Source organism: Gryllotalpicola ginsengisoli DSM 22003 (assembly GCF_000419445.1).
GTDB lineage: Bacteria > Actinomycetota > Actinomycetes > Actinomycetales > Microbacteriaceae > Gryllotalpicola > Gryllotalpicola ginsengisoli.
On sequence record NZ_AULK01000005.1, the window covers coordinates 89,121 to 111,569 of the forward strand.

At 70.6% G+C, this 22,449-nt stretch carries 24 protein-coding genes and 1 tRNA gene; 17 read left to right on the forward strand and 8 right to left on the reverse strand.

Translation table 11 applies throughout. From position 1 onward, the window contains the following. Nucleotides 1–4: 4 nt before the first annotated feature. Both H563_RS0110415 and H563_RS16200 read right to left on the reverse strand, forming a co-directional pair. Nucleotides 5–601, reverse strand: a complete 597-nt coding sequence (locus H563_RS0110415; protein ID WP_022882547.1) for an FABP family protein — start codon at nt 599–601, stop codon at nt 5–7. Nucleotides 602–748: 147 nt separating this feature from the next. Further along, a complete protein-coding gene (locus tag H563_RS16200) occupies nt 749–1,027 on the reverse strand; it encodes a hypothetical protein (protein WP_022882549.1) in 279 nt (92 codons plus the stop codon). A 95-nt stretch (nt 1,028–1,122) separates the two neighbouring features. On the opposite strand from H563_RS16200, the gene H563_RS0110430 reads away from it, so the two are divergent. From H563_RS0110430 to pstB, 13 genes are all read left to right on the forward strand, one after another. Beyond that, a complete protein-coding gene (locus H563_RS0110430) occupies nt 1,123–1,788 on the forward strand; it encodes a response regulator transcription factor (protein WP_022882550.1) in 666 nt (221 codons plus the stop codon). Further along, nucleotides 1,785–2,666 carry a mycothiol synthase gene (gene mshD / locus H563_RS16205; protein WP_022882551.1) on the forward strand — a complete coding sequence of 294 codons (882 nt, stop codon included), beginning with the start codon at nt 1,785–1,787 and terminating at the stop codon, nt 2,664–2,666. The genes H563_RS0110430 and mshD overlap by 4 nt, the downstream gene beginning before the upstream one ends. After that, a complete protein-coding gene (locus H563_RS0110440; RefSeq protein WP_022882552.1) occupies nt 2,663–4,168 on the forward strand; it encodes a M81 family metallopeptidase in 1,506 nt (501 codons plus the stop codon). Before mshD ends, H563_RS0110440 begins: the two co-directional genes overlap by 4 nt. After that, nucleotides 4,165–4,920, forward strand: a complete 756-nt coding sequence (locus tag H563_RS16210; protein ID WP_022882553.1) for a copper homeostasis protein CutC — start codon at nt 4,165–4,167, stop codon at nt 4,918–4,920. Before H563_RS0110440 ends, H563_RS16210 begins: the two co-directional genes overlap by 4 nt. Before the next feature lie 3 nt (nt 4,921–4,923). Then, complete coding sequence (locus H563_RS0110450; RefSeq protein WP_022882554.1) at nt 4,924–5,778, forward strand: ABC transporter substrate-binding protein; 855 nt, start codon at nt 4,924–4,926, stop codon at nt 5,776–5,778. 3 nt (nt 5,779–5,781) lie between these two features. Continuing rightward, complete coding sequence (locus H563_RS0110455) at nt 5,782–6,627, forward strand: amino acid ABC transporter permease (protein ID WP_022882555.1); 846 nt, start codon at nt 5,782–5,784, stop codon at nt 6,625–6,627. Beyond that, nucleotides 6,624–7,358 carry an amino acid ABC transporter ATP-binding protein gene (locus H563_RS0110460; RefSeq protein WP_022882556.1) on the forward strand — a complete coding sequence of 245 codons (735 nt, stop codon included), beginning with the start codon at nt 6,624–6,626 and terminating at the stop codon, nt 7,356–7,358. Before H563_RS0110455 ends, H563_RS0110460 begins: the two co-directional genes overlap by 4 nt. A gap of 58 nt (nt 7,359–7,416) precedes the next feature. Beyond that, a complete protein-coding gene (locus H563_RS0110465) occupies nt 7,417–9,594 on the forward strand; it encodes an RNA degradosome polyphosphate kinase (protein ID WP_022882557.1) in 2,178 nt (725 codons plus the stop codon). Next, nucleotides 9,591–10,529 carry an NUDIX hydrolase gene (locus H563_RS0110470; RefSeq protein WP_022882558.1) on the forward strand — a complete coding sequence of 313 codons (939 nt, stop codon included), beginning with the start codon at nt 9,591–9,593 and terminating at the stop codon, nt 10,527–10,529. The genes H563_RS0110465 and H563_RS0110470 overlap by 4 nt, the downstream gene beginning before the upstream one ends. Before the next feature lie 184 nt (nt 10,530–10,713). After that, the gene (locus H563_RS0110475) at nt 10,714–11,853 is read left to right on the forward strand and encodes a phosphate ABC transporter substrate-binding protein PstS (RefSeq protein WP_022882559.1); all 1,140 of its coding nucleotides are present in this window, start codon (nt 10,714–10,716) and stop codon (nt 11,851–11,853) included. Between the two features lie 81 nt (nt 11,854–11,934). Then, on the forward strand, nt 11,935–12,918 hold the full coding sequence (gene pstC, locus H563_RS0110480) for a phosphate ABC transporter permease subunit PstC (protein ID WP_027479331.1): 984 nt from the start codon (nt 11,935–11,937) through the stop codon (nt 12,916–12,918). Then, nucleotides 12,915–14,018: a phosphate ABC transporter permease PstA gene (gene pstA / locus H563_RS0110485; protein WP_022882561.1), complete on the forward strand. Its 1,104-nt coding sequence runs from the start codon at nt 12,915–12,917 to the stop codon at nt 14,016–14,018. The genes pstC and pstA overlap by 4 nt, the downstream gene beginning before the upstream one ends. A gap of 27 nt (nt 14,019–14,045) precedes the next feature. Next, nucleotides 14,046–14,825: a phosphate ABC transporter ATP-binding protein PstB gene (pstB, locus tag H563_RS0110490; RefSeq protein ID WP_022882562.1), complete on the forward strand. Its 780-nt coding sequence runs from the start codon at nt 14,046–14,048 to the stop codon at nt 14,823–14,825. A gap of 318 nt (nt 14,826–15,143) precedes the next feature. On the opposite strand, the gene H563_RS0110495 is transcribed toward pstB, so the two are convergent. Next, a tRNA-Lys gene (locus H563_RS0110495) sits at nt 15,144–15,216 on the reverse strand. Between the two features lie 77 nt (nt 15,217–15,293). After that, nucleotides 15,294–15,458: a hypothetical protein gene (locus H563_RS18150; protein ID WP_022882563.1), complete on the reverse strand. Its 165-nt coding sequence runs from the start codon at nt 15,456–15,458 to the stop codon at nt 15,294–15,296. Between the two features lie 84 nt (nt 15,459–15,542). Between H563_RS18150 and H563_RS0110505 the strand changes: the two genes are divergently transcribed. Continuing rightward, nucleotides 15,543–16,172 carry a hypothetical protein gene (locus H563_RS0110505; protein ID WP_022882564.1) on the forward strand — a complete coding sequence of 210 codons (630 nt, stop codon included), beginning with the start codon at nt 15,543–15,545 and terminating at the stop codon, nt 16,170–16,172. A 127-nt stretch (nt 16,173–16,299) separates the two neighbouring features. On the opposite strand, the gene H563_RS0110510 is transcribed toward H563_RS0110505, so the two are convergent. From H563_RS0110510 to H563_RS0110520, 3 genes are read right to left on the reverse strand one after another with little or no spacing between them, the layout of a single operon-like run. Continuing rightward, complete coding sequence (locus H563_RS0110510; protein ID WP_022882565.1) at nt 16,300–17,247, reverse strand: aldose 1-epimerase family protein; 948 nt, start codon at nt 17,245–17,247, stop codon at nt 16,300–16,302. Next, a complete protein-coding gene (gene galE / locus H563_RS0110515) occupies nt 17,244–18,206 on the reverse strand; it encodes a UDP-glucose 4-epimerase GalE (protein WP_022882566.1) in 963 nt (320 codons plus the stop codon). Before galE ends, H563_RS0110510 begins: the two co-directional genes overlap by 4 nt. A gap of 37 nt (nt 18,207–18,243) precedes the next feature. Then, entirely contained in the window at nt 18,244–19,044 is an 801-nt protein-coding gene (locus H563_RS0110520) for a DeoR/GlpR family DNA-binding transcription regulator (RefSeq protein WP_022882567.1), read from the reverse strand. Between the two features lie 84 nt (nt 19,045–19,128). Here H563_RS0110520 and galT point away from each other — a divergent pair, with 84 nt between their 5' ends. Genes galT through H563_RS0110535 form a run of 3 tightly spaced genes read left to right on the forward strand, consistent with a single transcriptional unit; the run spans nt 19,129 to nt 21,933 of the window. Further along, nucleotides 19,129–20,253, forward strand: coding sequence for a galactose-1-phosphate uridylyltransferase (galT, locus tag H563_RS0110525; RefSeq protein WP_022882568.1), 1,125 nt, complete (start codon nt 19,129–19,131; stop codon nt 20,251–20,253). Beyond that, nucleotides 20,250–21,410, forward strand: coding sequence for a galactokinase (galK, locus tag H563_RS0110530; RefSeq protein ID WP_022882569.1), 1,161 nt, complete (start codon nt 20,250–20,252; stop codon nt 21,408–21,410). Before galT ends, galK begins: the two co-directional genes overlap by 4 nt. A 10-nt stretch (nt 21,411–21,420) precedes the next feature. Beyond that, a complete protein-coding gene (locus H563_RS0110535) occupies nt 21,421–21,933 on the forward strand; it encodes a gamma carbonic anhydrase family protein (protein WP_033210507.1) in 513 nt (170 codons plus the stop codon). Here the strand turns inward: H563_RS0110535 and H563_RS0110540 are convergent. Beyond that, entirely contained in the window at nt 21,918–22,409 is a 492-nt protein-coding gene (locus H563_RS0110540) for a YbaK/EbsC family protein (protein ID WP_027479334.1), read from the reverse strand. The genes H563_RS0110535 and H563_RS0110540 overlap by 16 nt on opposite strands. Nucleotides 22,410–22,449: the final 40 nt, after the last annotated feature.

Here is a 22,449-nt window from a genome sequence, read left to right on the forward strand (position 1 = left end):
TGCGTCAATCGACCTTCGCCAGCCGCGCCGAGGCGTGCGTGCGCAGCTGCTGCCCCAGCGCCGCGATGTCCCATGCCCACAGCAGATGTCCCTCGACGAGACCGTAGAGACGGGTCGCCGCCGAGTACTCCTTCGCGCCGGCGGTGCGCATCACGGCATCGGTGGAGAGGTCGATGCGCGGCCCCTTCACCTGTCCGAGGTAGACCTCGGAGACGCCGTCGGGGTGGACGAGCGAGACCTCGATGTCGAATCCGTTCGACTCGTTGCGGAGGGTCTCGACGGCCTCCGCGTCCGTGAACGGCCGCTCCCCGACGCCGGGAAGCATTCCGGGGCCCGGATCGCCCTCGGTCTGCGGGCGGGAGAGCCGCCAGTAGCCGGTCTCGGCGACCAGCGGCGTGTGCTCGTCGTCGAGCACCCAGGTGTACGAGGTGTAGTTGAGGTACGGCAGCCCGTCGTGGCTGAAGCTGATGCGCTGCCCGAACTCGCGCTGCACATGGTCTTCGCCGATCTTGTAGTCCAGCACCCCCGTGCCTTCCCACACTCCGATCAGCCAGGAGAGCGGGACGAGCTCGGCGGGCAGGCCGACGGGAAGCTCGATCATGGGCTGCCGCGCGGTCAGTGCTGGCCGCGGAACAGGTTGTAGACCACGAGCACCGCGGTGCCCGCGATCGCCAGCCCGGCCAGTCCCAGCAGTGCGACGAAGACGAGTTCCAGGGTCAGAAGCATGAGCCCAGCCTACGCGTGCCGGTCACCGAATCAGAGCTATGACCCCGGTCGCGAGGGCGAGGATCACCACGGCGCCGCTGATCGAGGAGGCGAGGCGGTGCACGAATCCGCGCTTCTCCTTCGTGGCGAGCTGGATGCCGAGGGTGAGCACGATCGACGCCGCGCCGGCGAGGCTCAGCCACGCGCCGTCGTGCTCGGAAGGCGACAGCACGCCGATCAGCACGGATGCGACGAGGGCGAACGCCCACACTGCGGAGACCGTGCCTTTGGCCGCGGCGCGAGGAAGCGATTCCGTCGTCATGCCCCCATGATGCCGCGGATTCGGAAGGCCGCGGGAAAAGGGCGCCGGTGCGGTTCCGCTAGGATTCCCGCTATCCGAATGGTCCTGGAGGTCACATGGCGCAACTGCTGATCCTGACGTCTGCCCAGGATCAGGATGTGCTGCCCGCTCTGGGGCTGCTCAACCACCGCACGCGCACGATTCCCGCCGAGGCGTCGGCGCTCGTGAGCGCGCCGAGCAGCGACCTCATCTTCGTCGACGCCCGCCGCGACCTCGTCGGGGCGAAGTCGCTGAGCAAGCTGCTCACGACGACCGGATCCACCGTGCCGCTCCTGCTCGTGCTGACCGAGGGCGGCCTGCCCGCGGTGAACGCCGATTGGGGCGTGACCGACGTCGTGCTGGCCGACGCGGGTCCGGCGGAGGTGGATGCGCGCATCCGTCTCGCCATCGACCGGCGGCAGCAGGACTCGCAGCAGTCGAAGATCCAGACCTCGGGCGTCACGATCGACGAGGCGTCGTATTCGGCGAAGGTGCACGGGCGCCCGCTCGACCTCACCTTCAAGGAGTTCGAGCTGCTGCGCTTCCTCGCCACCCACCCCAGCCGCGTCTTCACCCGTGAGCAGCTGCTCTCGGAGGTGTGGGGCTACGACTACTTCGGCGGCACCCGCACCGTGGACGTGCACGTGCGGCGCCTGCGCGCGAAGCTCGGCGACAGCGAGTCGCTCATCGGCACGGTGCGCAACGTGGGCTACCGCTTCAACGTGTTCGAAGAAGGGCAGTGACCGCCCGGGTCCGCCTGGTGGCGACGGATGCCTCGGCCGCGGGCCCGCTCGTCGCACCGTTCGACGAGCAGACGCGGTTCGACGTGGCGCGCGGCGCGCGGCGGCTCTTCGCGGTGCGCAGAACTCCCGAGGACGACGTCGTCGGCAGCGCCGTGCTGGGCGGCGGCGAGCTCGATCTGCACATCGCACCGGAGTTCCGCACGCGCGGGTTCGGGGCCGACGCCGCGCAGCACCTGCTCGAGCGTGCCGGCGACGGGCGACTGACCGCGTGGTCGCACGGCGACCACCCCGCCGCCCGGTCGCTCGCCCGCCGCTTCGGGTTCCGCGCCGTCCGCACCCTGCTCGAGCTCGAGCTGGTGTTCGCGGATCCGCCCGCGGATCGCGCCGCCCCGGCCTCCGGCACGCCGGCCGTAGCACCGGAAGCAGCCCCGGGCGAGGTGACGATCGACGCGTTCCGGCCGGGCGCCGACGAGGACGGGTGGCTCGCGCTCAACGCGCGCGTGTTCGCCCGGCATCCCGAACAGGGCCGCCTCACCCGCGCCGACCTCGACCAGCGGATGGCGGAGCCGTGGTTCGACCCCGCGGACTTCCTCGTCGCCCGCGACGCGGACGGCACGATGATCGGCTTCAACTGGCTGAAGGTCGAACCGGGCGGCACCGAGGGCGAGATCTACGTGATCGGCGTCGCCCCGGAGGCGGCGGGGCGCGGGCTCGGGCGCAAGCTGATGAACCGTGGGCTGCAGCGATTGCGCGAACGGGGTTGCACCTCCGCGGAGCTCTACGTGGAGGGCGACAACGCGGCGGCCGTGCACCTGTACCGGTCGCTCGGGTTCACCGACCGCGCCGTGCACGTGCAGTACGAGCGGGCACCCGCGTGACGCCGCTGCCCCGCATCGCGATCGCCGGCCTCGGCATCGAGTCGAGCACCTTCTCGCCGGCGCGCACCGAGGCGAGCGCGTTCCACCCGCTGCGCGGCGGCGATATCCTCGACCGCTATGCGGGCTTCCTCGGCGAGGGCACGCCGCTGCGCTCGGCGGCCGAGTGGCGTCCGGCGCTCGTGGGCAAGGCGCTGCCCGGCGGCATCGTGACCGCCGCCGCGTTCCGCGAGCTGTCCGTCGAGCTGATCGAGCGCCTGGCCGCGCTGCCCCCGCTCGACGGGCTGTGGTACGACATCCACGGCGCGATGACGGTCGAGGGCGTCGACGACGCGGAAGCGGTGCTGCTGCGGCGCATCCGCGACGCCGTGGGCCCCGACGTGCTGGTCTCGACGACGATGGACCTGCACGGCAACGTGAGCCGCGAGCTCGCGCATCTGACCGACCTGATCACGTGCTATCGGACGGCCCCGCACGAGGACGCGCTGGAGACCAAGGAGCGCGGCGTGCGCAATCTCTTCGAGCGCCTGCGGGCCGGGAGCGGCCGGCCGCTCAAGGCGTGGATCCCGATCCCGGTGCTGCTGCCCGGCGAGAAGACCTCGACCAGGGTCGAGCCCGCGGCAGGCGTCTACGCGCAGGTCGCCGAGGTCGAGGCCGAGCCGGGTGTGCTCGACGCCGCGATCTGGGTCGGCTACGCCTGGGCCGACGAGCCGCGCAACCGGGCGGTCACCGTGGTCACCGGCGACGACGAGGTCGCCGTGACGGCGGGCGCGCAGCGGCTCGCCCGCGCGTTCTGGGACGCGCGCGACGACTTCGCGTTCGCGGCTCCGACCGGCACTCTGGACGAGTGCGTGGCGGCGGCCCTGGCCTCCGCTGCCCGGCCTTACTTCATCAGCGACAGCGGCGACAACCCGACGGCCGGCGGCGCAGGCGATGTGACGTGGACTCTCGCCCGGCTGCTCGAGACGCCCGAGCTCACCGCCGAGGGGCGCACGGTCATCTACGCGTCGCTGCCGGCACCCGAGGCGATCCCCGTCATCGAGGCCGCCGGCGTCGGTGCGCAGGTGACCGTCACTGCCGGTGCCGCCGTCGACGACACGCACGAGGGACCGGTCACGCTGACCGGCGTCGTGCACAGCATCCGTCACGGCGACCCGGACGCCGAGGTCGAGGCGGTGCTGCGCATCGGCGGCCTGCACGTGATCCTCACGCGAGCGCGCAAGCCGTATCACCTCGAGAGCGACTTCAGGGCGCTGGACCTCGACCCGCGGCGCGCGGACGTGGTCGTCGTGAAGATCGGATACCTCGAGCCGGAGCTCTACGACATGGCGCGGGGCTGGATGATCGCGCTCACCCCCGGCGGAGTGGACCAGGATCTGGTGCGCCTCGGGCATCGCCGCATCCGTCGGCCGCTGGTGCCGTTCGACCCGGCCGACTTCGAACCGGAGCTGCACGCGCGGCTCATCCCCGCCTCGAACGCGCCGCTCACGGGCGACGACGAATGACGGCGCGGCTCGAGATCGCGGTCGCCGCGCCGCACGCGGCCCGGATCGCCGTGCAGCACGGCGCCGACCGCGTCGAGCTGAGCGCGGCGCTCGAGCTCGGCGGGGTGACCCCCTCGCAGGCGCTCGTCGAGCAGACGCTCGAGGCGTGCGCCGAGACGCACGTGCTGGTGCGCTGCCGCGCCGGCGACTTCGTCTACGACGCCGACGAGGTCGCGCTGATGCGCGCCGAGGCGGCGGCCGTCGTGCGGGCCGGCGCGGCGGGCGTCGTGATCGGCGCGCTCACCCCCGACGGCGGGCTCGATCTCGACGCGACCCGGGCCGTCGCCGACGCCGCGCTTACGGTGCGCGACGTCGAGATCACGGTGCACCGCGCCATCGACGCGAGCCGCGACCCCGTGCGGGCGGCCGCAGATCTCGCACACTCCGCGCTGCGGCCTGCGCGCATCCTCACCTCCGGCGGCCACGAGGCGGCCGGCGAGGGCGCCGCCGTCATCGCCGCGATGGCGCAGGCGGCGCCCGGCATCGAGATCATGGCCGGGGGCGGCGTCACCGCGGCCACGATCCCCACGCTTCTGGCCGCCGGCGCGGCCGCCGTGCACCTCTCCGCCAAGCGGCGCGAGCGGGACCACCTGACGATCGACGCCGCGCTCGTGGCATCCGCTCGCCGTGCCGTCGACGCGCACAACGCGCGCGACCGGCGTAACGCGATGCCACAGACGAACACGGATGCCCCGGCCGCACGGCATTCTTAGTGCATGTCCGCACGCACCCGCCTCGCCGCCGTCGCCGCGCTCGCCGTCGCCGCGACCCTCGTCCTCTCCGCCTGCTCGTCGTCCTCCTCCGACGTGCAGAAGACCGCCGGCTCTTCCGATTCCGGCTACGTCACTCCCGGCAAACTCACCATCGGAACGTCGGAACCGGCCTACGCGCCGTGGGTGATCGACGACAAGCCCCAGTCCGGCAAGGGCTTCGAGGCGGCCGTCGCGTACGCCGTGGCCGACAAGCTGGGCTTCACGAAGTCGGACGTGGTGTGGGTGCGCGACACCTTCGACCAGGCGATCGCCCCGGGGCCGAAGGACTTCGACTTCAACATCCAGCAGTTCTCGATCACGGACGAGCGGAAGAAGGCCGTCGACTTCTCGAGCCCCTACTACGAGACGAGCCAGGTGGTCATCACCTACGCCGGCAGCAAGGCCGACGGCGTCACGACGCTGGCCGGGCTGAAAGACCTGCTGATCGGCGCGCAGACCGGCACGACGAGCTTCACCGAGGCGGAGCAGGAGATCAAGCCGACGAAGGGCGTGCAGGTCTTCAACAGCAACGACGACGCCGTCGCCGCCCTCAAGGCGAAGCAGGTCGATGCGATCGTCGTCGACCTGCCGACCGCGTTCTACATCACGAGCTCCGAGCTCGACGACGGCGCGATCGTCGGCCAGTTGCCGACGGTGTCCGGCGAGAAGGGCGACCAGTTCGGTCTCGTCCTCGCCAAGGACAGCCCGCTGACGGCGAAGGTGAGCAAGGCGGTCGACGAGCTGAGGGCCGACGGCACCCTCGACAAGCTGCAGGCGCAGTGGCTGAACAGCGAGGGCAACGCCCCGATTCTCAAGTAGCTTGTGCAGGTGACCGTCTCCGCCCTCGAGCTCGAGCGGCGCCGCTACCGCGCCGGACGAGCCCGCCGCTCGGTGTGGGTCGGCATCGCCTCGACGCTCGTGTTCGCCGCGCTCGTCGTCGTCGGGCTCAGCCTCACCCCGGGCTGGCCGGTGGTGCGCAGCACCTTCTTCGACCTCGGCGAGGCCCGCGAGGCGTTCCCCCGGGTGCTGCAGGGCATCTGGCTGAACATCCGGGTGCTGCTGACCTCGGCGGTGGTGATCCTGCTCTTCAGCGTGATCGTCTCGGCGCTGCGCACCCTGCGCGGTGCGGTGTTCCTGCCGGTGCGGCTGCTGATGACGGGCTACACCGACCTGTTCCGCGGCATGCCGCTCATCATCGTGCTGTACCTGGTCGGCTTCGGCATCCCCGCGCTCGGGTTCTTCCCGCGGCTGCCGGCCGAGTTCTGGGGCACCCTCGCCCTCGTGGTCACCTACACGGCGTATGTGAGCGAGGTGTTCCGCGCCGGCCTTGAGGCGGTGCATCCGTCTCAGCGCCTCGCTGCTCGCGCACTGGGGCTCAGCTACGGCCAGACCCTGCGCCTGGTGCTGCTGCCTCAGGCGCTGCGCAAGGTGACGCCGGCGCTGATGAACGACTTCGTCTCGCTGCAGAAGGATGTCGGCCTGATCTCCGTGCTCGGCGCCGTCGACGCCGTGCGCAGCGCGCAGATCGAGACCTCGCTCAGCTTCAACTTCACGCCCTACCTGCTGGCCGGCCTGATGTTCGTGGTGCTGGCCATCCCCATGATCCGGCTCACCGACTGGTACTCGGCCCGGCTCCAGCGCCGCGAGCAGATGGGCAGCATCGTATGAGCCCGCTGCTGCGGCTGGAGGGCATCCGCAAGTCCTTCGCCGGGCAGGAAGTGCTGCGCGGCGTCGACCTCGACGTGGCCGAGCACGAGGTGGTCGTGCTGGTCGGCGCGAGCGGATCGGGCAAGTCCACCCTGCTGCGCTGCATCAATCTGCTCGAGCAGATCGACGACGGCCGCATCGTGCTCGCCGGCGACGACATCAGCGATCCGCGCGTCGACGCCGACCGGGTGCGCAGCCGCATCGGGGTCGTCTTCCAGCACTACAACCTCTTCCCGCACCTGCGCGTGATCGACAACGTCACGCTCGCCGCCCGGCACGTGCACAAGATGGGCAAGACGGATGCCGCCGGCCGCGGCCTGCGCCTGCTGACCCGCATCGGGTTGGCGGACAAGGCGCGGGAGTACCCCGACCGGCTCTCCGGGGGCCAGCAGCAGCGCGTCGCCATCGCCCGGGCGCTGGCCACGGACCCCGCGCTGCTGCTTCTCGACGAGATCACGAGCGCACTCGACCCGGAACTCGTGGGCGAGGTGCTCGACCTCGTGCGCTCGCTCAAGGAGCAGGGGGCGACGATCGTGATGGCCACCCACGAGATGGCGTTCGCCCGCGACGTCGCAGACCGCGTCGTGTTCCTCGACGGCGGGGTGATCGTCGAGCAGGGCGCGCCGGACGAGTTCTTCGACCACCCCCGTGAGGAACGCACCCGGCGGTTCCTCGCCCGGCTCGCGCACTAGGCGCACGCGTCCCGGCGGCGTTCACCGCGCGTTAGCCCGCGGTGTAAAGATAGGGCGCATGGACGGCGACAGCACGCTGGTGGACAACGCCCCGGGCGCGGAGAACATCGACGACGACTTCGAGCCCTGGAACCCCGACGCCGACTCCACCCTGCCGCGCGACCGCTACATCGACCGTGAGCTGAGCTGGCTGGCGTTCAACCAGCGCGTGCTCGAGCTCGCCGAGGATCCGGCGCTGCCGCTGCTCGAGCGGGCCAACTTCCTCGCCATCTTCGCCAGCAACCTCGACGAGTTCTTCATGGTGCGGGTCGCGGGCCTCAAGCGCCGCATCATGACCGGCCTCGCCGTTCCGACCAACACCGGAAAAGCGCCGGCCGACGTGCTCGCCGACGTGTCGGCCAAGGCGCACGAGCTGCAGCTGCGCCACGCCCGCGCCTTCACCGCGGTGGGCGCGGGGCTGCGCAGCAAGGGCATCACGCTCGTCTCCTGGGGCGAGCTCTCCGACGAGGAGCGGGCGCCGCTGCGCGAGTTGTACTCCACGCAGATCTTCCCCGTGCTCATGCCGCTGGCCGTCGACCCGGCGCATCCGTTCCCCTACATCTCCGGCCTGTCGCTGAACCTCGCGGTGCGGGTGCGCAACACGAAGACCAAGAAGGAGCAGTTCGCCAGGCTCAAGGTGCCGCCGATGCTGCCCCGGCTCGTGCGCATCGACGGCTCCGGCTCGGTCGACGCGATCCGCTACATCCTGCTCGAAGACCTCATCGCCAACCAGCTCGACGACCTGTTCCCCGGCATGGAGGTCGTCGAGCACCACGTCTTCCGGGTCACGCGCAACGAAGACGTCGAGATCGACGAGGACGAGACCGAGAACCTCATCCAGGCGCTCGAGAAGGAGCTGCTGCGGCGGCGCTTCGGGCCGCCCATCCGTCTCGAGGTGACCGAGGACATCGACGAGGTCACCCTCGACCTGCTGGTGCGCGAACTCGACATCACGGAGCAGGAGATCTACCGGCTGCCCGGGCCGCTCGATCTGCGCGGGCTGTTCGAACTCGGCAAGATCGACCGGCCCGAGCTCAAGTACCCGCCGCACGTACCGGTCACCGCCGCGCAGCTGCAGCCGAGCGAGCCGAACGCGAAGCCCGACATCTTCGCGGCGCTGCGCCGCCAGGACGTGCTGGTGCACCACCCGTACGAGTCCTTCGCCACGAGCGTGCAGGCGTTCCTCGAGCAGGCCGCCGCCGACCCGAACGTGCTGGCCATCAAGCAGACGCTCTACCGCACCAGCGGCGACAGCCCGATCGTCGAGGCGCTCATCGACGCCGCCGAGGCGGGCAAGCAGGTGCTGGCGCTGGTGGAGATCAAAGCCCGGTTCGACGAGCAGAACAACATCGAGTGGGCGCGCAAGCTGGAGAAGTCGGGCGTGCACGTCGTCTATGGCCTCGTGGGCCTCAAGACGCACTGCAAGCTGGCCCTCGTGATCCGGCAGGAGGGCGGCCAGCTCAAGCACTACAGCCACATCGGCACCGGCAACTACAACCCGAAGACGAGCCGCATCTACGAGGACCTCGGCCTGTTCACCTCCGACGATCAGGTCGGCAAGGATCTGACCCGCCTGTTCAACGAACTGTCGGGCTACGCCATCGAGAAGAAGTTCAAGCGGCTGCTCGTCGCCCCCCGCTACCTGCGCAAGGGGCTGCTCAAGGCCATCGCGCAGGAGACGCGCAACGCGCAGCAGGGCAAGCCCTCCGGCATCCGGATCAAGGTGAACTCGATGGTCGACGAAGCGATCATCGATGCGCTGTACCGGGCGAGCCGCGCCGGGGTGCCCATCGACGTGTGGGTGCGCGGCATCTGCGGGCTGAAGCCCGGGCAGGAGGGCTACAGCGAGAACATCCGGGTGCGCTCGGTGCTCGGGCGCTACCTGGAGCACTCCCGCATCTTCAGCTTCGTGAACGACGGCGACCCGCTGATGTACATCGGCAGCGCCGACATGATGCACCGCAACCTCGACCGCCGCGTCGAGGCCCTGGTGCGGCTCACCAAGCCGGAGCACATCGACGAGCTGAACGCGATGTTCGACCTGGCGATGAGCGACACCACCTCGTCGTGGTCGCTCGAGTCGGACGGCTCGTGGGTGCGCCATGCGACCGACGACTCGGGCGCGCCGCTCGTCGACCTGCAGAACCGCCTCATGTACCAGATCTCGCATCGGCCGCGGACGACGGTGCGCCTGTGACGGAATCCGTCATCCGCGCCGCCGGCGCGGTGTGCTGGAGGTACGTCGACGGCGAGCTGCGGGTGCTCGTCATCCACCGCCCGAAGTACGACGACCTGACCCTCCCGAAGGGCAAGGTCGACCCCGGCGAGACCCTGCCGCAGACCGCCGTGCGCGAGGTGCGCGAGGAGACGGGGCTGCAGGTCGCCCTCGGCCCGCCGCTCGGCGAGACCCGCTATCGGGTCGCCAGCGGGCGCGAGAAGGTCGTGCAGTACTGGTCGGCCGAGGTGACGGACGCCGCGTTGAAGGCGACCCGGTTCCGCTCGAACGCCGAAGTGGACGCCGTCACGTGGATGCCGCTGCGGAAGGCGCAGGCCGCGCTCAGCCACGCGCACGACGCCCGCCTGCTCGGCGAGTTCGAGCGGATGCACGAGCAGGCCGGCGGCTCGACCTTCGGCGTCATCGTGCTGAGGCACGCGAAGGCCCTCGGCCGCAGCGACTGGCGCGGTCCGGACGCCAAGCGGCCGCTCGCCGCGCGGGGCCTGATCCAGGCGCAGCGCATCGTGCCGTCGCTGCGCGCGTGGCGGCCGCGCCGCATCGTCACCTCGCCCGCCGTGCGGTGCGCGTCCACCGTCGCGCCCCTCGCACAGGCGATCGACCGCAAGGTGCGGCTCGAGCCCGGGATCAGCCAGGACGCCTGGGAAGAGGGGACCTCCACCGTGCCCGAGGTCATCGCACGGCGAATCATGTCGGGCAAGACGGCCGTGCTGTGCAGTCATCGTCCGGTGCTGCCCGACATCCTGCGCGAGCTCGCCCTGGCGACGGACACGCCGATGGGCGACCGTGTTCGCGACGCGGCGGCGCTCGAGCCGGCGGGATTCTCGGTTGTGCACCTGTCCTCCGAGCATCCCACCGCCGGGATCCTCGCGTTGGAGACACATGGACCGCCGGCCTGATCCTGTGCGGTCGCGACCCGCCGCGTTTGAGCTGCGTTAACCTCCGGTTCACCATTGCGGCGGACGCTGGACAGACGCCCCACTTAGCGTCGCCTCCGGGTCAGCACCGACCCATGCCTTGCGCGCGATCCGCCCGAAAGATCCGCCGCGCGAGGCGAGTCAAACACTTCCGAAAGGGAACACAGTGAAGCTCAAGTACGCAGCAGCGGCCGGCGCCCTGGCCCTGGCCACCGCGGTCGCGCTCTCCGCCTGCTCCAGCTCCGGCGGGTCGGACGACTCGTCTTCGAGTAGCTCCGCGACGCCGTCGGGCGGCCCGAGCATCGACAGCTCGCTGTCGGGCACCATCACCGCCGGCGGTTCCTCCGCCCAGGCGAACGCCGAGGCCGCCTGGACCGGCGCGTTCACGGCCGTCGCCACCGGCGTGACGGTGAACTACGACAAGTCGCAGGGCTCCGGCGGCGGACGCTCGAACTTCCTCTCCGGCGCGTACGACTTCGCCGGTTCCGACGCGCCCCTCACGGCCGACGAGACCACGCAGGCCAAGACCACCTGCGGCGCGGACGGCGCGATCGACCTTCCGATCTACCTGGACGGCGTCTCGATCTCCTACAACCTCGACGGCGTCGACAAGCTCAACCTCTCGACCAAGACGCTCGCCAAGATCTTCTCGCGCAAGATCACCAAGTGGAACGATGCGGCCATCGCCGCCGACAACCCGGGCGTCAAGCTGCCGTCGGAGAACATCACCACCGTGGTCCGCTCCGACTCCTCCGGCACGGCCAACAACTTCACCAACTTCCTGCACGCGTCCGACCCGACCGACTGGAAGTGGGAGGGCTCCGGCACCTGGCCCACCGACATCACGGGCACCGACGCACAGAAGGGCGGCTCCGCCGTCGCCGACGAGATCGCGAAGGTCCCCGGCGCGATCGGCTACGTCGACAACTCGGCCGCCAAGGACTCCAGCGGCAACGACCTGCAGAAGGCCACGGTCAACGGGGTCGAGCTGACCTCTGACGCGGTCGCGAAGGCCATGTCCGACGGTGCCACGACCGCTTCGAACGGCTCGAGCGGCGACCTGTCGCTCAAGTTCGACTACGACAAGATCAACGCCGACTCCTCGGCCTACCCCATCCCGCTCGTGTCGTACGCGATCATGTGCAACCAGTTCAAGAACGCCGACCAGGCCAAGCTCGTGAAGGCGTACATCGGCTTCGCGGCCAGCGCCACCGGCCAGGCCGTCGCGGAGAAGAACGCCAAGGCGGTCCCGCTGCCCCAGTCGATCCTCGACCAGGTGCAGACCTCGCTGGATGCGGTCAAGTAACAACCGATAGATTCTGAATCCGTGAGCGCTGCATCGTCAGCCGCTACCGGTCGGGCCTCCGGCAACCCCGGAGGCCCGACCGTGAGGGCGGCCCTGCGAAAACCCCCCTCGAAGGCCGGCGACCGGGTGTTCCTCGGGCTGAGCACCGCCTCCGCGTGGGTGATCCTGCTGATCCTCGCGGGCGTGCTCGTCTTCCTGCTCGTCAAGGCCGCGCCGGCCATCGCGGCGAACTGGGCGGACAGCTCGCAGCTTCAGGATCGGACCGCAGGCAACACCGCCGGCTGGAACAGCTTCTGGCCGTACGTCGGCCCGTTGCTGTTCGGGACGGTCTGGTCGTCGCTGATCGCGCTCGTGATGGGCACGCCGGTCGCGATCGGCATCGCGCTCTTCATCTCGCACTACTCGCCGCGTCCCCTCGCGGGCGTCCTCGGCTACCTCGTCGACCTGCTCGCCGCGGTGCCGTCCATCGTCTTCGGCTTGTGGGGCGTCTTCGTCATGCGCGACTTCCTCAAGCCGTTCAGCACATTCTTGAACTCCTACCTCGGCTGGATCCCGCTCTTCGGCGGCGACCTCTCGGTCGGCGGAGCAACGATCCTCGCGGGCGCGGTGGTGCTCGCCGTCATGATCCTGCCGATCATCACCGCGATCAGCCGCGAGATCTTCCTGCAGACCCCGTCCCTCAACGAAGAGGCGGCCCTCGCGCTCGGAGCGACGAAGTGGGAGATGATCCGGATGGCCGTGCTGCCCTATGCGCGCAGCGGCATCGTCAGCGCCACGCTGCTCGGGCTCGGTCGCGCGCTCGGCGAGACCATGGCCATCGCCATCATCGTCTCCCCCAAGCTCATCTACTCGTTCCAGTTGCTCACGGACAACAACCCCGGAACCATCGCGGCGAACATCGCCCTGCAGTTCTCGGGTTCCAACGAGCTGCAGCGCGACGCCTTGATCGGCACGGGCCTGATGCTGTTCCTCGTGTCGTTCGCCGTGAACTTCGCCGCACGTTGGATCATCTCGCAGACCGCGCCCGGCGGGCGGCGCCGGCGCAGGAAGGCCCGGACCGCATGACCACCGCCACGAACACGGGCGCATCGCAGCGGCGCACCTCGGCCTTGACCACCGGTCACCTGCCGCGGTTCAGCGAACTCATCGTGCTCGGCTGCGCGGCCGCGGTTTCGGCCGGCGTGCTCGCACTGTTCGGCTTCAGCGTGACCGGATGGCTGGTGCTCACCGCCGTGGTCTACCTGATCGTGATCGGCGTCCTATCGGGCGTGGTGGAAGGCCGGCGCAAGTCCACGGATCGCGTCGTGCGCGGGCTCGTGGTCGTCGCGTTCCTGCTGGCCCTCATCCCGCTCATCTCGACGCTGTGGACGGTCGTCAGCCGAGGCATCGGCCAGCTGAGCTGGAGCTTCATCTCCGGTACCGACCGCACCACCTTCGATCCGACGACGCTCGAGGTCAAGGTCGTTCCGGGCGCCCTGCAGGCCATCATCGGTACGCTGGAGATCACCGGCATCGCCACCGTCATCTCCGTGCCCATCGGTCTGCTCACCGCCATCTGGCTGACCGAGTACACGCAGTCCAACAACCCCGTCCGCCGGGTCATCACCTTCCTGGTCGACGTCATGACCGGCATCCCCTCGATCGTCGCCGGCCTCTTCGCGTTCTCGCTGTTCGCGCTGATCCGCGGCCCGAAGGAGGCCTTCAGCGGGTTCTCCGCCTCGGTCGCCCTGTGCGTGCTGATGATCCCCATCGTCGTGCGCTCCAGCGAGGAGATGATCCGTCTGGTGCCGCACGAACTGCGCGAGGCCTCCTACGCACTCGGGGTGACCAAGTGGCGCACCATCATGCGCGTCGTGCTGCGCACCGCGGTCGCGGGCCTCGTCACCGGCGTGGTGCTCGCCATCGCCCGAGTCATCGGGGAGACCGCGCCGATCTACATCGCCGCGGGCGCCACCAACCGGCTCAACACCGACCCGTTCAACGGCCCGATGTCGACGCTCGCCGTGCTCTCGTACACCGGCTACGCGTTCCCGAACGATCAGGACAAGGCGGCCTCGCTGCTCGAAGCGTGGGGCTCGGCCCTGCTGCTCGTCATCATCGTCGTCATCCTGAACCTCATCGCCCGGGTCGTGGCCACCGCGTTCTCCCCCAAGGCTCGCCGGTAGGCGACGCGACAATTTCGAAAGGCTGACGTGTCGAAGCGCATCGAAGCAACGGACCTCAACGTCTACTACGGCGACTTCCTCGCCGTGGAGGGCGTCAACATCGAGATCGAGCCCCGCACGGTCACGGCGTTCATCGGACCGTCGGGCTGCGGCAAGTCGACGTTCCTGCGCACCCTCAACCGCATGCACGAGGTGATCCCCGGCGCGCGCGTGACAGGCGAGGTGCTGCTCGACGGCGACAACCTGTACGCGCCCGGCGTCGACCCCGTGCTCGTGCGACGCCAGGTGGGCATGGTGTTCCAGAGGCCGAACCCGTTCCCCACGATGTCGATCCGCGACAACGTGCTGGCCGGCGTGAAGCTCAATGGGGGCCGCATGTCGAAGTCGGACCAGGACGACCTCGTCGAGCGCTCACTGAGGGGCGCGAACCTGTGGAACGAGGTCAAGGACCGGCTCGACCGCCCCGGCTCGAGCCTCTCCGGCGGTCAGCAGCAGCGTCTGTGCATCGCTCGTGCGGTCGCGGTGCAGCCCGACGTGATCCTCATGGACGAGCCCTGCTCCGCGCTCGACCCGATCTCGACCCTCGCCATCGAGGACCTCATCGAGGAGCTCAAGAAGGAGTACACGATCGTCATCGTGACGCACAACATGCAGCAGGCGACCCGGGTCTCGGACAAGACCGCGTTCTTCAACATCGCCGGCACCGGCAAGCCGGGTCACCTGATCGAGTACGACGACACGAGCGTCATCTTCTCGAATCCCAAGGTGAAGGCGACCGAGGACTACGTCTCGGGCCGGTTCGGATAAGCATCCGCTGACCGCGAACGCCCTCGGGAAGAGCCCGGGGGCGTTCTGACGTTAGACTCGAACAGCCGGGCCGCAGTAACCCCGGGCTCCAACTTTCGCCGCTTCGAGCGGCCTCGCGCCGAGAGGCGTTCTGCGGCCCGGTTTTTCTCTGCCCGGCAGACGCCGCGGAGTTCCGCGCGGAACGGCGCACATCGCGGGACAACGCAGGCGATCTCGCGCAAGAGCAGTGCCGAATCGTGCGAAATGTGCCCATGACGGCGGCGGCACCGCGAAGCGCGCCGTCTGGCGCGGAGGCGGCACGTCAACGCCCACTCCCGGTGCCCCCGGCGAGGCTCGAACTCGCGACCAACGGATTAAAAGTCCGCAGCTCTACCAACTGAGCTACAGGGGCGTCGGCTCTAGATTAGCGGGCGGGCGGCACGCGAACGCCCGGCGCCCCGAAGGACGCCGGGCGGGAATGCACGTGGGTCAGACCCTGTTTCGACCGCTGATGGCGCGCACGAGCCAGACGATGATCGCGAAGAGCGCGAGCACGATGCCGACCCAGAGCAGCCAGTTGACGGCCTGGACGAACCCTCCGGTGAACAGGAGGATCACGGCGATGATGGCGACGATGATCAGCAATATGTTCATGTCGGGTACCGTGCCCGCTACAGAACGCGGATCAAACCCCCTTGACAAATCCCCCGACACGTTTGCGACAGCTGAGGAGACAGTGTGCCCGACGAGTTCCACAAGCCGGTGAAGTTCCCGAGCCGAGTGTTCGAGGCCTTCCACGGCGGGCAGGATCCGGCCGAGGCATCCCGCGTCGCTCATCAGACCGCCCAGGCGCTGCTCGCCCGGGTGCGCGCGAACCCCGAGCCGGTGGTCGTCGACCGGCTCGTCGCCTACACGGATGAGCACGGGATCGACGCGATCGCGGAGCTGTGGGCGCGTGCGCTGCCGAAGACCCTGCCCGGCGCACTGTGGCGCATCTACCTGGTGCGCGTGCTGATCCGGCAGGATCCGGAAGGCACGAGCTACCTCTTCCAGCGCGGCGTCGACGTCAGCCGCTCGATCGACCCCGTCGTCGCCGGTGCGGAGCTGCCGACCGGGCCCGCGGAGATCAGGGAGCTGGCCGACCGCATCCTGCGCGGGGCGTTCGAGGGCGATTTCGCCGGGGCGCTGGAGCGGGCGGCCGCCTTCTGCCGCATCGAGGCGGCCGGATGCGCGGAGGTCGCCGACGACGTCGAGCGGACCGAGCCCGAGCGGGCCACCGAGCTCACCACCCGCGCACTGCGCTTCTCGCAGACCGCCGGCGAGCTCGGGGGATGCGCGGCGCTGTGGCGCAGGGAGGCGCTCGAGTAGGCGCGGGGGCTTCGAGACGCGCCCTTCGGGCGCTCCTCAGCCGACGAGAAGGTTGAGCGTTGCGGGGGCTTCGAGACGCGCCCTGCGGGCGCTCCTCAGCCGACGGGGGTGGAGGTGCGGGCGCTCCTCAGCCGGCGAGGGCCGTCGACGGGGCGTAGCGGATGCCCCAGGTGACGCTCCACGTCTCCCCCGGCTCGAGCAGCTTCAGGCCCGCGCCCGAGTTGAACGCGTTCGCCGGAGCGGTCATCGGCTCGAGCGCCACGGCCACCTGACCGGCGGGCAGCGCCGCGAAGGAGCGGTGCGTGAACGCCTGCACGAAGCGCACCGATTCGTCGCCCCAGAGCGTGGTGCGCGAGCCATCCGTCGCCTCGAGCCAGGCGAGATCGCCCGGCCCCGCCTGCGCGAAGCCGTCGTCGAGGTCGAGCTCGCCGACGAGCCGGCCGGCGCGCAGGTCGAGATCCGTGCCCTCGACCGGGCTCTCGCCGACGGGGTTCTTGCGGTCGTCGACGTCGATATGGGTGGCGGCGTTCACGGTGAGGCGCAGCGTCGCCGTGTCGTGCGCACCGACGCGCAGATACGGATGCGCGCCCACGGCGACCGGGGCATCCGTCTCGCCGCCGTTCGCGAGCTCGTGCATGACCGTGATGCCGTCGTCGGCGAGCGCGTAGCGCACCCGCGTGTCGACCAGGAACGGATAGCCGGTCTGCGGGTAGATCGTCGCGGAGAGCGTGACCGCGTCCGCCGCCTTGTCGACGAGCTCGTACGCGGTGAAGCGCAGCAGCCCGTGGCTCGCGTTGCCGTACGCCGGCTCGGTGATGGCGAGCTGCTGCTGGATCACCGTGCCGTCGGCGCGGCGCCAGCTCCACTTGCCATCGCGCACCCGGTTGGGCCAGGGCGCGAGCACGATGCCGGCGGCCGAGGGCGCGGGCATCGACTCGGGGTACGGCTGGACGAGGTCGGCCTCGCCGATGCGCAGCTCGCGCAAGGCTGCCGCGAGCTGCGTGATCACCGCGCGCGCCTCGCCGTGCGGCGTGAGCCGCACCAGCTCGTACTGGTCTCCCGTCGGCGATCTCATCGTGCCGCCTCCTCCGCCTCCCAGGCGCTGCGCACCATCTCGTCGAGCGTGTGCGTCATCTTCCAGTCCAGGTCGCGGGCGGCCAGCGCCCCGGCCGCCACGATGCGCGCCGGGTCGCCGGCGCGGCGCGGCGCGATCTCGGGCGTGAAGTCGATGCCCGTGCCGCGGGCCATCGCGTCCATGATCTCGCGCACCGACGAGCCCTCGCCGCTGCCGAGGTTGTAGATGCGCTCGACGGGCTCGCCGGCCGCGAGCCGCCGCGCGGCCGCCACGTGAGAGCGGGCCAGGTCGGCGACGTGCACGTAGTCGCGCACCGCGGTGCCGTCGGGCGTCGGGTAGTCGTCGCCGAAGATCTTGGGCGCCTGGCCGGCCTTGAGCGCGCGGAAGACGAGCGGGAACAGGTTGAACGGGCTCGTGTCGCGCAGCTCGCGGGTGCCCGAGCCGACGACGTTGAAGTACCGCAGCGAGGTGTGCTTCAGCCCGACCGCGCGGCCCTGGTCGGCCAGCAGCCACTCCCCGATCAGCTTCGACTCGCCGTAGGGCGACTCGGGCCGGGTCGGAGTCGACTCGGTGACGAGGTCGACGTCGGGAGTGCCGTAGGTGGCGGCCGAGGAGGAGAACACGATCTTGTCGACCGCCGCCTTCTCCATCGCGGCCAGCAGCGTCGCGGTGCCGGTCACGTTCTGCGCGTAGGTGTGCAACGGCCGCTTCACCGACTCGCCCGCGTACTTGTACCCGGCCACGTGGATGACGCCGTCGATCGGATGCTGCGCGAACAGCCCGTCGAGCGCGGCGGCGTCGAGGATGCTCGCCTCGACGAACGGCACCCCCTCCGGGACGAACTCGCGGTGCCCGCTCGACAGATCGTCGACGACGACCACCTCGAGCCCCGCGTCGCGAAGCGCCAGCACCACGTGCGCGCCGATGTATCCGGCACCGCCGGTCACGAGCCAAGCCATATGTCCGATCTTCCTCTCTTCGTGCGTCTCCTGCGCCCTACTGCGCGACGACCACCTGCGGTCCGCCCACCGCCCGGAGGTCGGCGAGGCAGCGGCGCGGCGCTCCGCGCCCGGTGATGATCACGTCGACGTCGGCGACCGCGGCGACCGCGCCGAGGTGCACGCGCCCGAGCTTGGAGCCGTCGGCGACGACGACGGTGCGGGTGGCGGCGGCGATCATCGCCCGCTTCACCTCGGTCTCGGGCAGGTTGATGTTGGTGAGCCCGGCCTCGACGTCGACCCCGTTGCAGCCGATCACCGCGACGTCGGCGCGCACGCGCGGCAGCAGCGTGTCGGCCAGGGGCGCGACCAGGGAGTGCTGCAGCGGGCGCAGGGTGCCGCCGGTCACTACGACCTGCAGGCGCGGCACGGCGGGTTCGAGGGCCAGGGCGATGGCGAGGCCGTTGGTGATGACGGTGAGGTCGGTGAGGCTCTCGCGCCGGGCCAGCTCACGGGCGACCGCGGCGGTCGTCGAGCCGACGTCGAGCAGCACGCTCATCCCGGACTCCAGCTCGTCGACGGCGCGGACGGCGATGCGCGCCTTCTCGTCGGCGCGCTCGTCGGCCTCGTGCTCGAGCGACTGCTCGGTGAGGTCGGCCGCCCCGGCGGGCATGGCTCCGCCGCGCACGCGCCGGATGGCGCCGTCGGCCTCGAGCACGTCGAGGTCGGCGCGCACCGTGACTGTGGAGACGCCGAACTCCTCGGCGAGATCCGCGACGCGCACGAAGCCGCGGCGCACGACGCTGGCGAGGGTGCGGCTGCGGCGCTCGGATGCGCTGAGCTGCTCCTCGATCGTCATGGCTCCATGGTCACCGGCATCCGATCGCTTGTCAATTCGAAAGCCGGTTTGCTTTCGAAAGCGAAAGGAGATTACGCTGGTCGCGTGGGTTCCATCACCAAGCGCGTGCACTCCCTCGCGGACGGCCGCGAGCTGATCTACTTCGACGACGCCGACACGACCCTGCCGCCGGATCGCGCGCCCGACCTGCGCGAGCTCGACCCGCGTCCCGCGACCGCCACGATGCGGCAGGACGTGCTGACCGGCGAGTGGATCTCCATCGCCGCAGCCCGGCAGAACCGGGTCGTCATGCCGCCCGCCGCCCTCGACCCGCTGGCGCCGCAGACGGCGACCAACCCGTCCGAGGTGCCGTCGCTGTACGACGTGGCGGTGTTCGAGAACCGCTCCCCCTCCTTCGGCCCCGAGCTGCCCGAGCCGGGCGACCCCGCGGCGGCGCTCGGCCACCTCGACGGCGTCGGCCTGAACCGCACGTCGCCGTCGTACGGCCGCTGCGAGGTGGTCTGCTTCAGCCCCGCCCACGAGGGCGCGTTCGGCTCCATCTCCCGCTCGCGCGCCCGCACCGTGATCGAGGCGTGGGCCGACCGAACCGCGTTCCTCTCCTCGCTTCCCGGGGTGCAGCAGGTGTTCCCGTTCGAGAACCGCGGCGCCGCGATCGGCGTCACGCTGCAGCATCCGCACGGCCAGATCTACTCCTACCCGTACATCACGCCGCGCACGAAGCGCCTGCTCGAGCAGATCGACAGCTACGGGCCGGGCCTGTTCGACGACCTGCTCGCCAGCGAGCAGGCGGGGCCGCGCGTGCTGCTGCAGGGCGAGCACTGGACCGCGTTCGTTCCGTTCGCGGCCCGCTGGCCCATCGAGGTGCACCTGGTGCCGCACGAGCACGTGCCCGACTTCGCCGCCACGAGCGAGGCGCAGCGCGACGAGCTCTCCGTGCTGTACCTGCGCCTGCTGCGCGGCGTCGACGCCCTGTACGGCGACCCCACCCCGTACATCGCCGCCTGGCACCAGGCGCCGGTGAACACGCACCGCGAGGAGGCCCGGCTGCACCTGCAGCTCACCTCGCCTCGCCGCGGCGCCGACAAGTTGAAGTACCTGGCCGGCAGCGAAGCGGCCATGGGCGCCTGGATCGGCGACATCCCGCCGGAGACCCAGGCCGAGCGCCTGCGCGAGGCGATCGCGCGGGCAGATGAGGAGAACCCCGTATGACCGACCTGCTGTCGGAGGCCCGCACCGGCTTCGAGGAGCGTTTCGGCTACGCCCCGGGCGGCATCTGGTCGGCCCCCGGCCGCGTCAACCTGATCGGCGAGCACACCGACTACAACGAGGGATTCGTGCTGCCGTTCGCGATCGACCGGCGCACCTTCGCGGCGCTCGCGCTGCGCGACGACGGCCTCGTGCGCGTCGCGTCGAGCCTCGAGGACGAGGCGGTCGAGGTGGGCCTGACGGATGCCTCGCCCGCGGTCGTGAAAGGCTGGGCCGCCTACCCCGTCGGCGTCGCCTGGGGCCTCGGCAAGGTCGGAGCGGACCTCGCGGGCCTGCCCGGCTTCGACGTGTACTTCGCCTCCGACGTGCCGCTCGGCGCGGGCCTGTCGTCATCGGCCGCGATCGAGTCGGCCCTCGCCATCGCCCTCAACGAGGTGTGGCGGCTCGGCTTCGACGGCGCGCGGCTGGTCGAGGCGGCCCACCTGGCCGAGAACGACTTCGTGGGCGCCCCGACCGGCATCCTCGACCAGTCGGCCTCGCTGCTCTCCCGCGAGGGGGCGGCGCTGTTCATCGACTGCCGGGACGGCTCCAGCGAGCCGGTCGACCTCGCGCTCGAGGCATCCGATCTCGCCATCCTCGTCATCGACACGAAGGTGAAGCACGAGCACGTCTCGGGCGGATACGCGGCCCGGCGCGCCTCGTGCGAGCTGGCGGCGCGCGAGCTCGGTGTCGCCGCGCTGCGCGACGTGACGATCGAGCAGCTGCTCGAGGCGCGCGACCGCCTCGACGACGAGACCTTCCGCCGGGCGCGGCACATCGTGACCGAGGATCAGCGGGTGCTGGACACCGTCGAGACGCTGCGCACCGACGGGCCCACGGCGATCGGCGACCTGATGTTCGCCTCGCACCGCTCGATGCGCGACGACTTCGAGATCTCCACGCCCGAGCTGGATCTCGCGGTCGAGATCGCCCTGAACTACGGGGCGCTCGGCGCGCGGATGACCGGCGGCGGCTTCGGCGGGTCGGCGATCGCGCTGACCCCCGTGTCCATGCTCACGCAGGTGCAGGTCGCGGTCGACAGCGCGTTCAGCGAGCACGGCTACACCATGCCCGAGATGTTCGTGGTGCGGCCGTCGCAGGGGGCCCGGCGCGACAAGTAGCCTCGAGAGCATGACGACGAAGCTGTCCCTGCCGATCGGAACACCGGATGAGACGGCCGCCGCCTATGTGGCGCCCGGGGTCGCGCTGATCGGCGCCGTGCGGCTCGGCGCCGGCTCGAGCGTGTGGTTCAACGCGGTGCTGCGCGCCGACAACGAGCCGATCACACTCGGGCCGGGCTCGAACCTGCAGGACCTCGTGGCGTGCCACGTCGACGCGGGCTTCCCGCTGACCATCGGCGCCGGGGTCTCGGTCGGGCACAGCGCCGTGCTGCACGGCTGCACGATCGAGGACGACGTGCTGGTCGGCATGCACGCGACGATCATGAACGGCGCCGTCATCGGCACCGGGTCGCTCGTCGCCGCCGGCGCGCTGGTGACCGAGGGCACCGTGGTGCCGCCGCGCTCGCTCGTCGCCGGCGTGCCCGGCAAGGTGCGCCGCGAGTTGACGGATGCCGAGGTCGAGGGCATCCGCGAGAACGCGCGGCACTATGCGCAGCGGGCGGAGCTCTACGCCTCGCTCTGAGGCGGCGCAACCTCGACCTCGGTGCCGTCGGTGATGCGCAGCAGCTCGGCGTAGCTCAGAGGGAAGACGGTGTGGGCGTGGCCCGCCGCCCCCCAGATGCGCGGGTAGGCCGACAGGGCGACGTCGACGAAGGTGGGGACGGGTGACGGATGCCCGACCGGCGCCACCCCGCCGATGGTCTGGCCCGTGGCATCCTTCACCTGGTCCTTGCTCGCTCGGGTGAGCCGGCCGCCGAGGCGTGCCCCGAGGAACTCGGTGTCGACGCGGTGCGCGCCGCTCGTCATGACCAGCACGGGCTCGCCGTCGAGGGCGAACACCAGCGAGTTGGCGATGGCGCCGACGTCGCATCCGATCGCCTCGGCCGCCGCCTGCGCGGTGGGCGTGGCGGTCTCGAACCAGGTGATCTCGGGCTCGAGGCCGTGCTCGGCGAGCGCGGCTCGCACCCGGTCGACGGCGGGATGCTCGGTGTTGACCATGACGCCACGCTAGCGGGTGCGAGCGGTGCGGATTCACCCT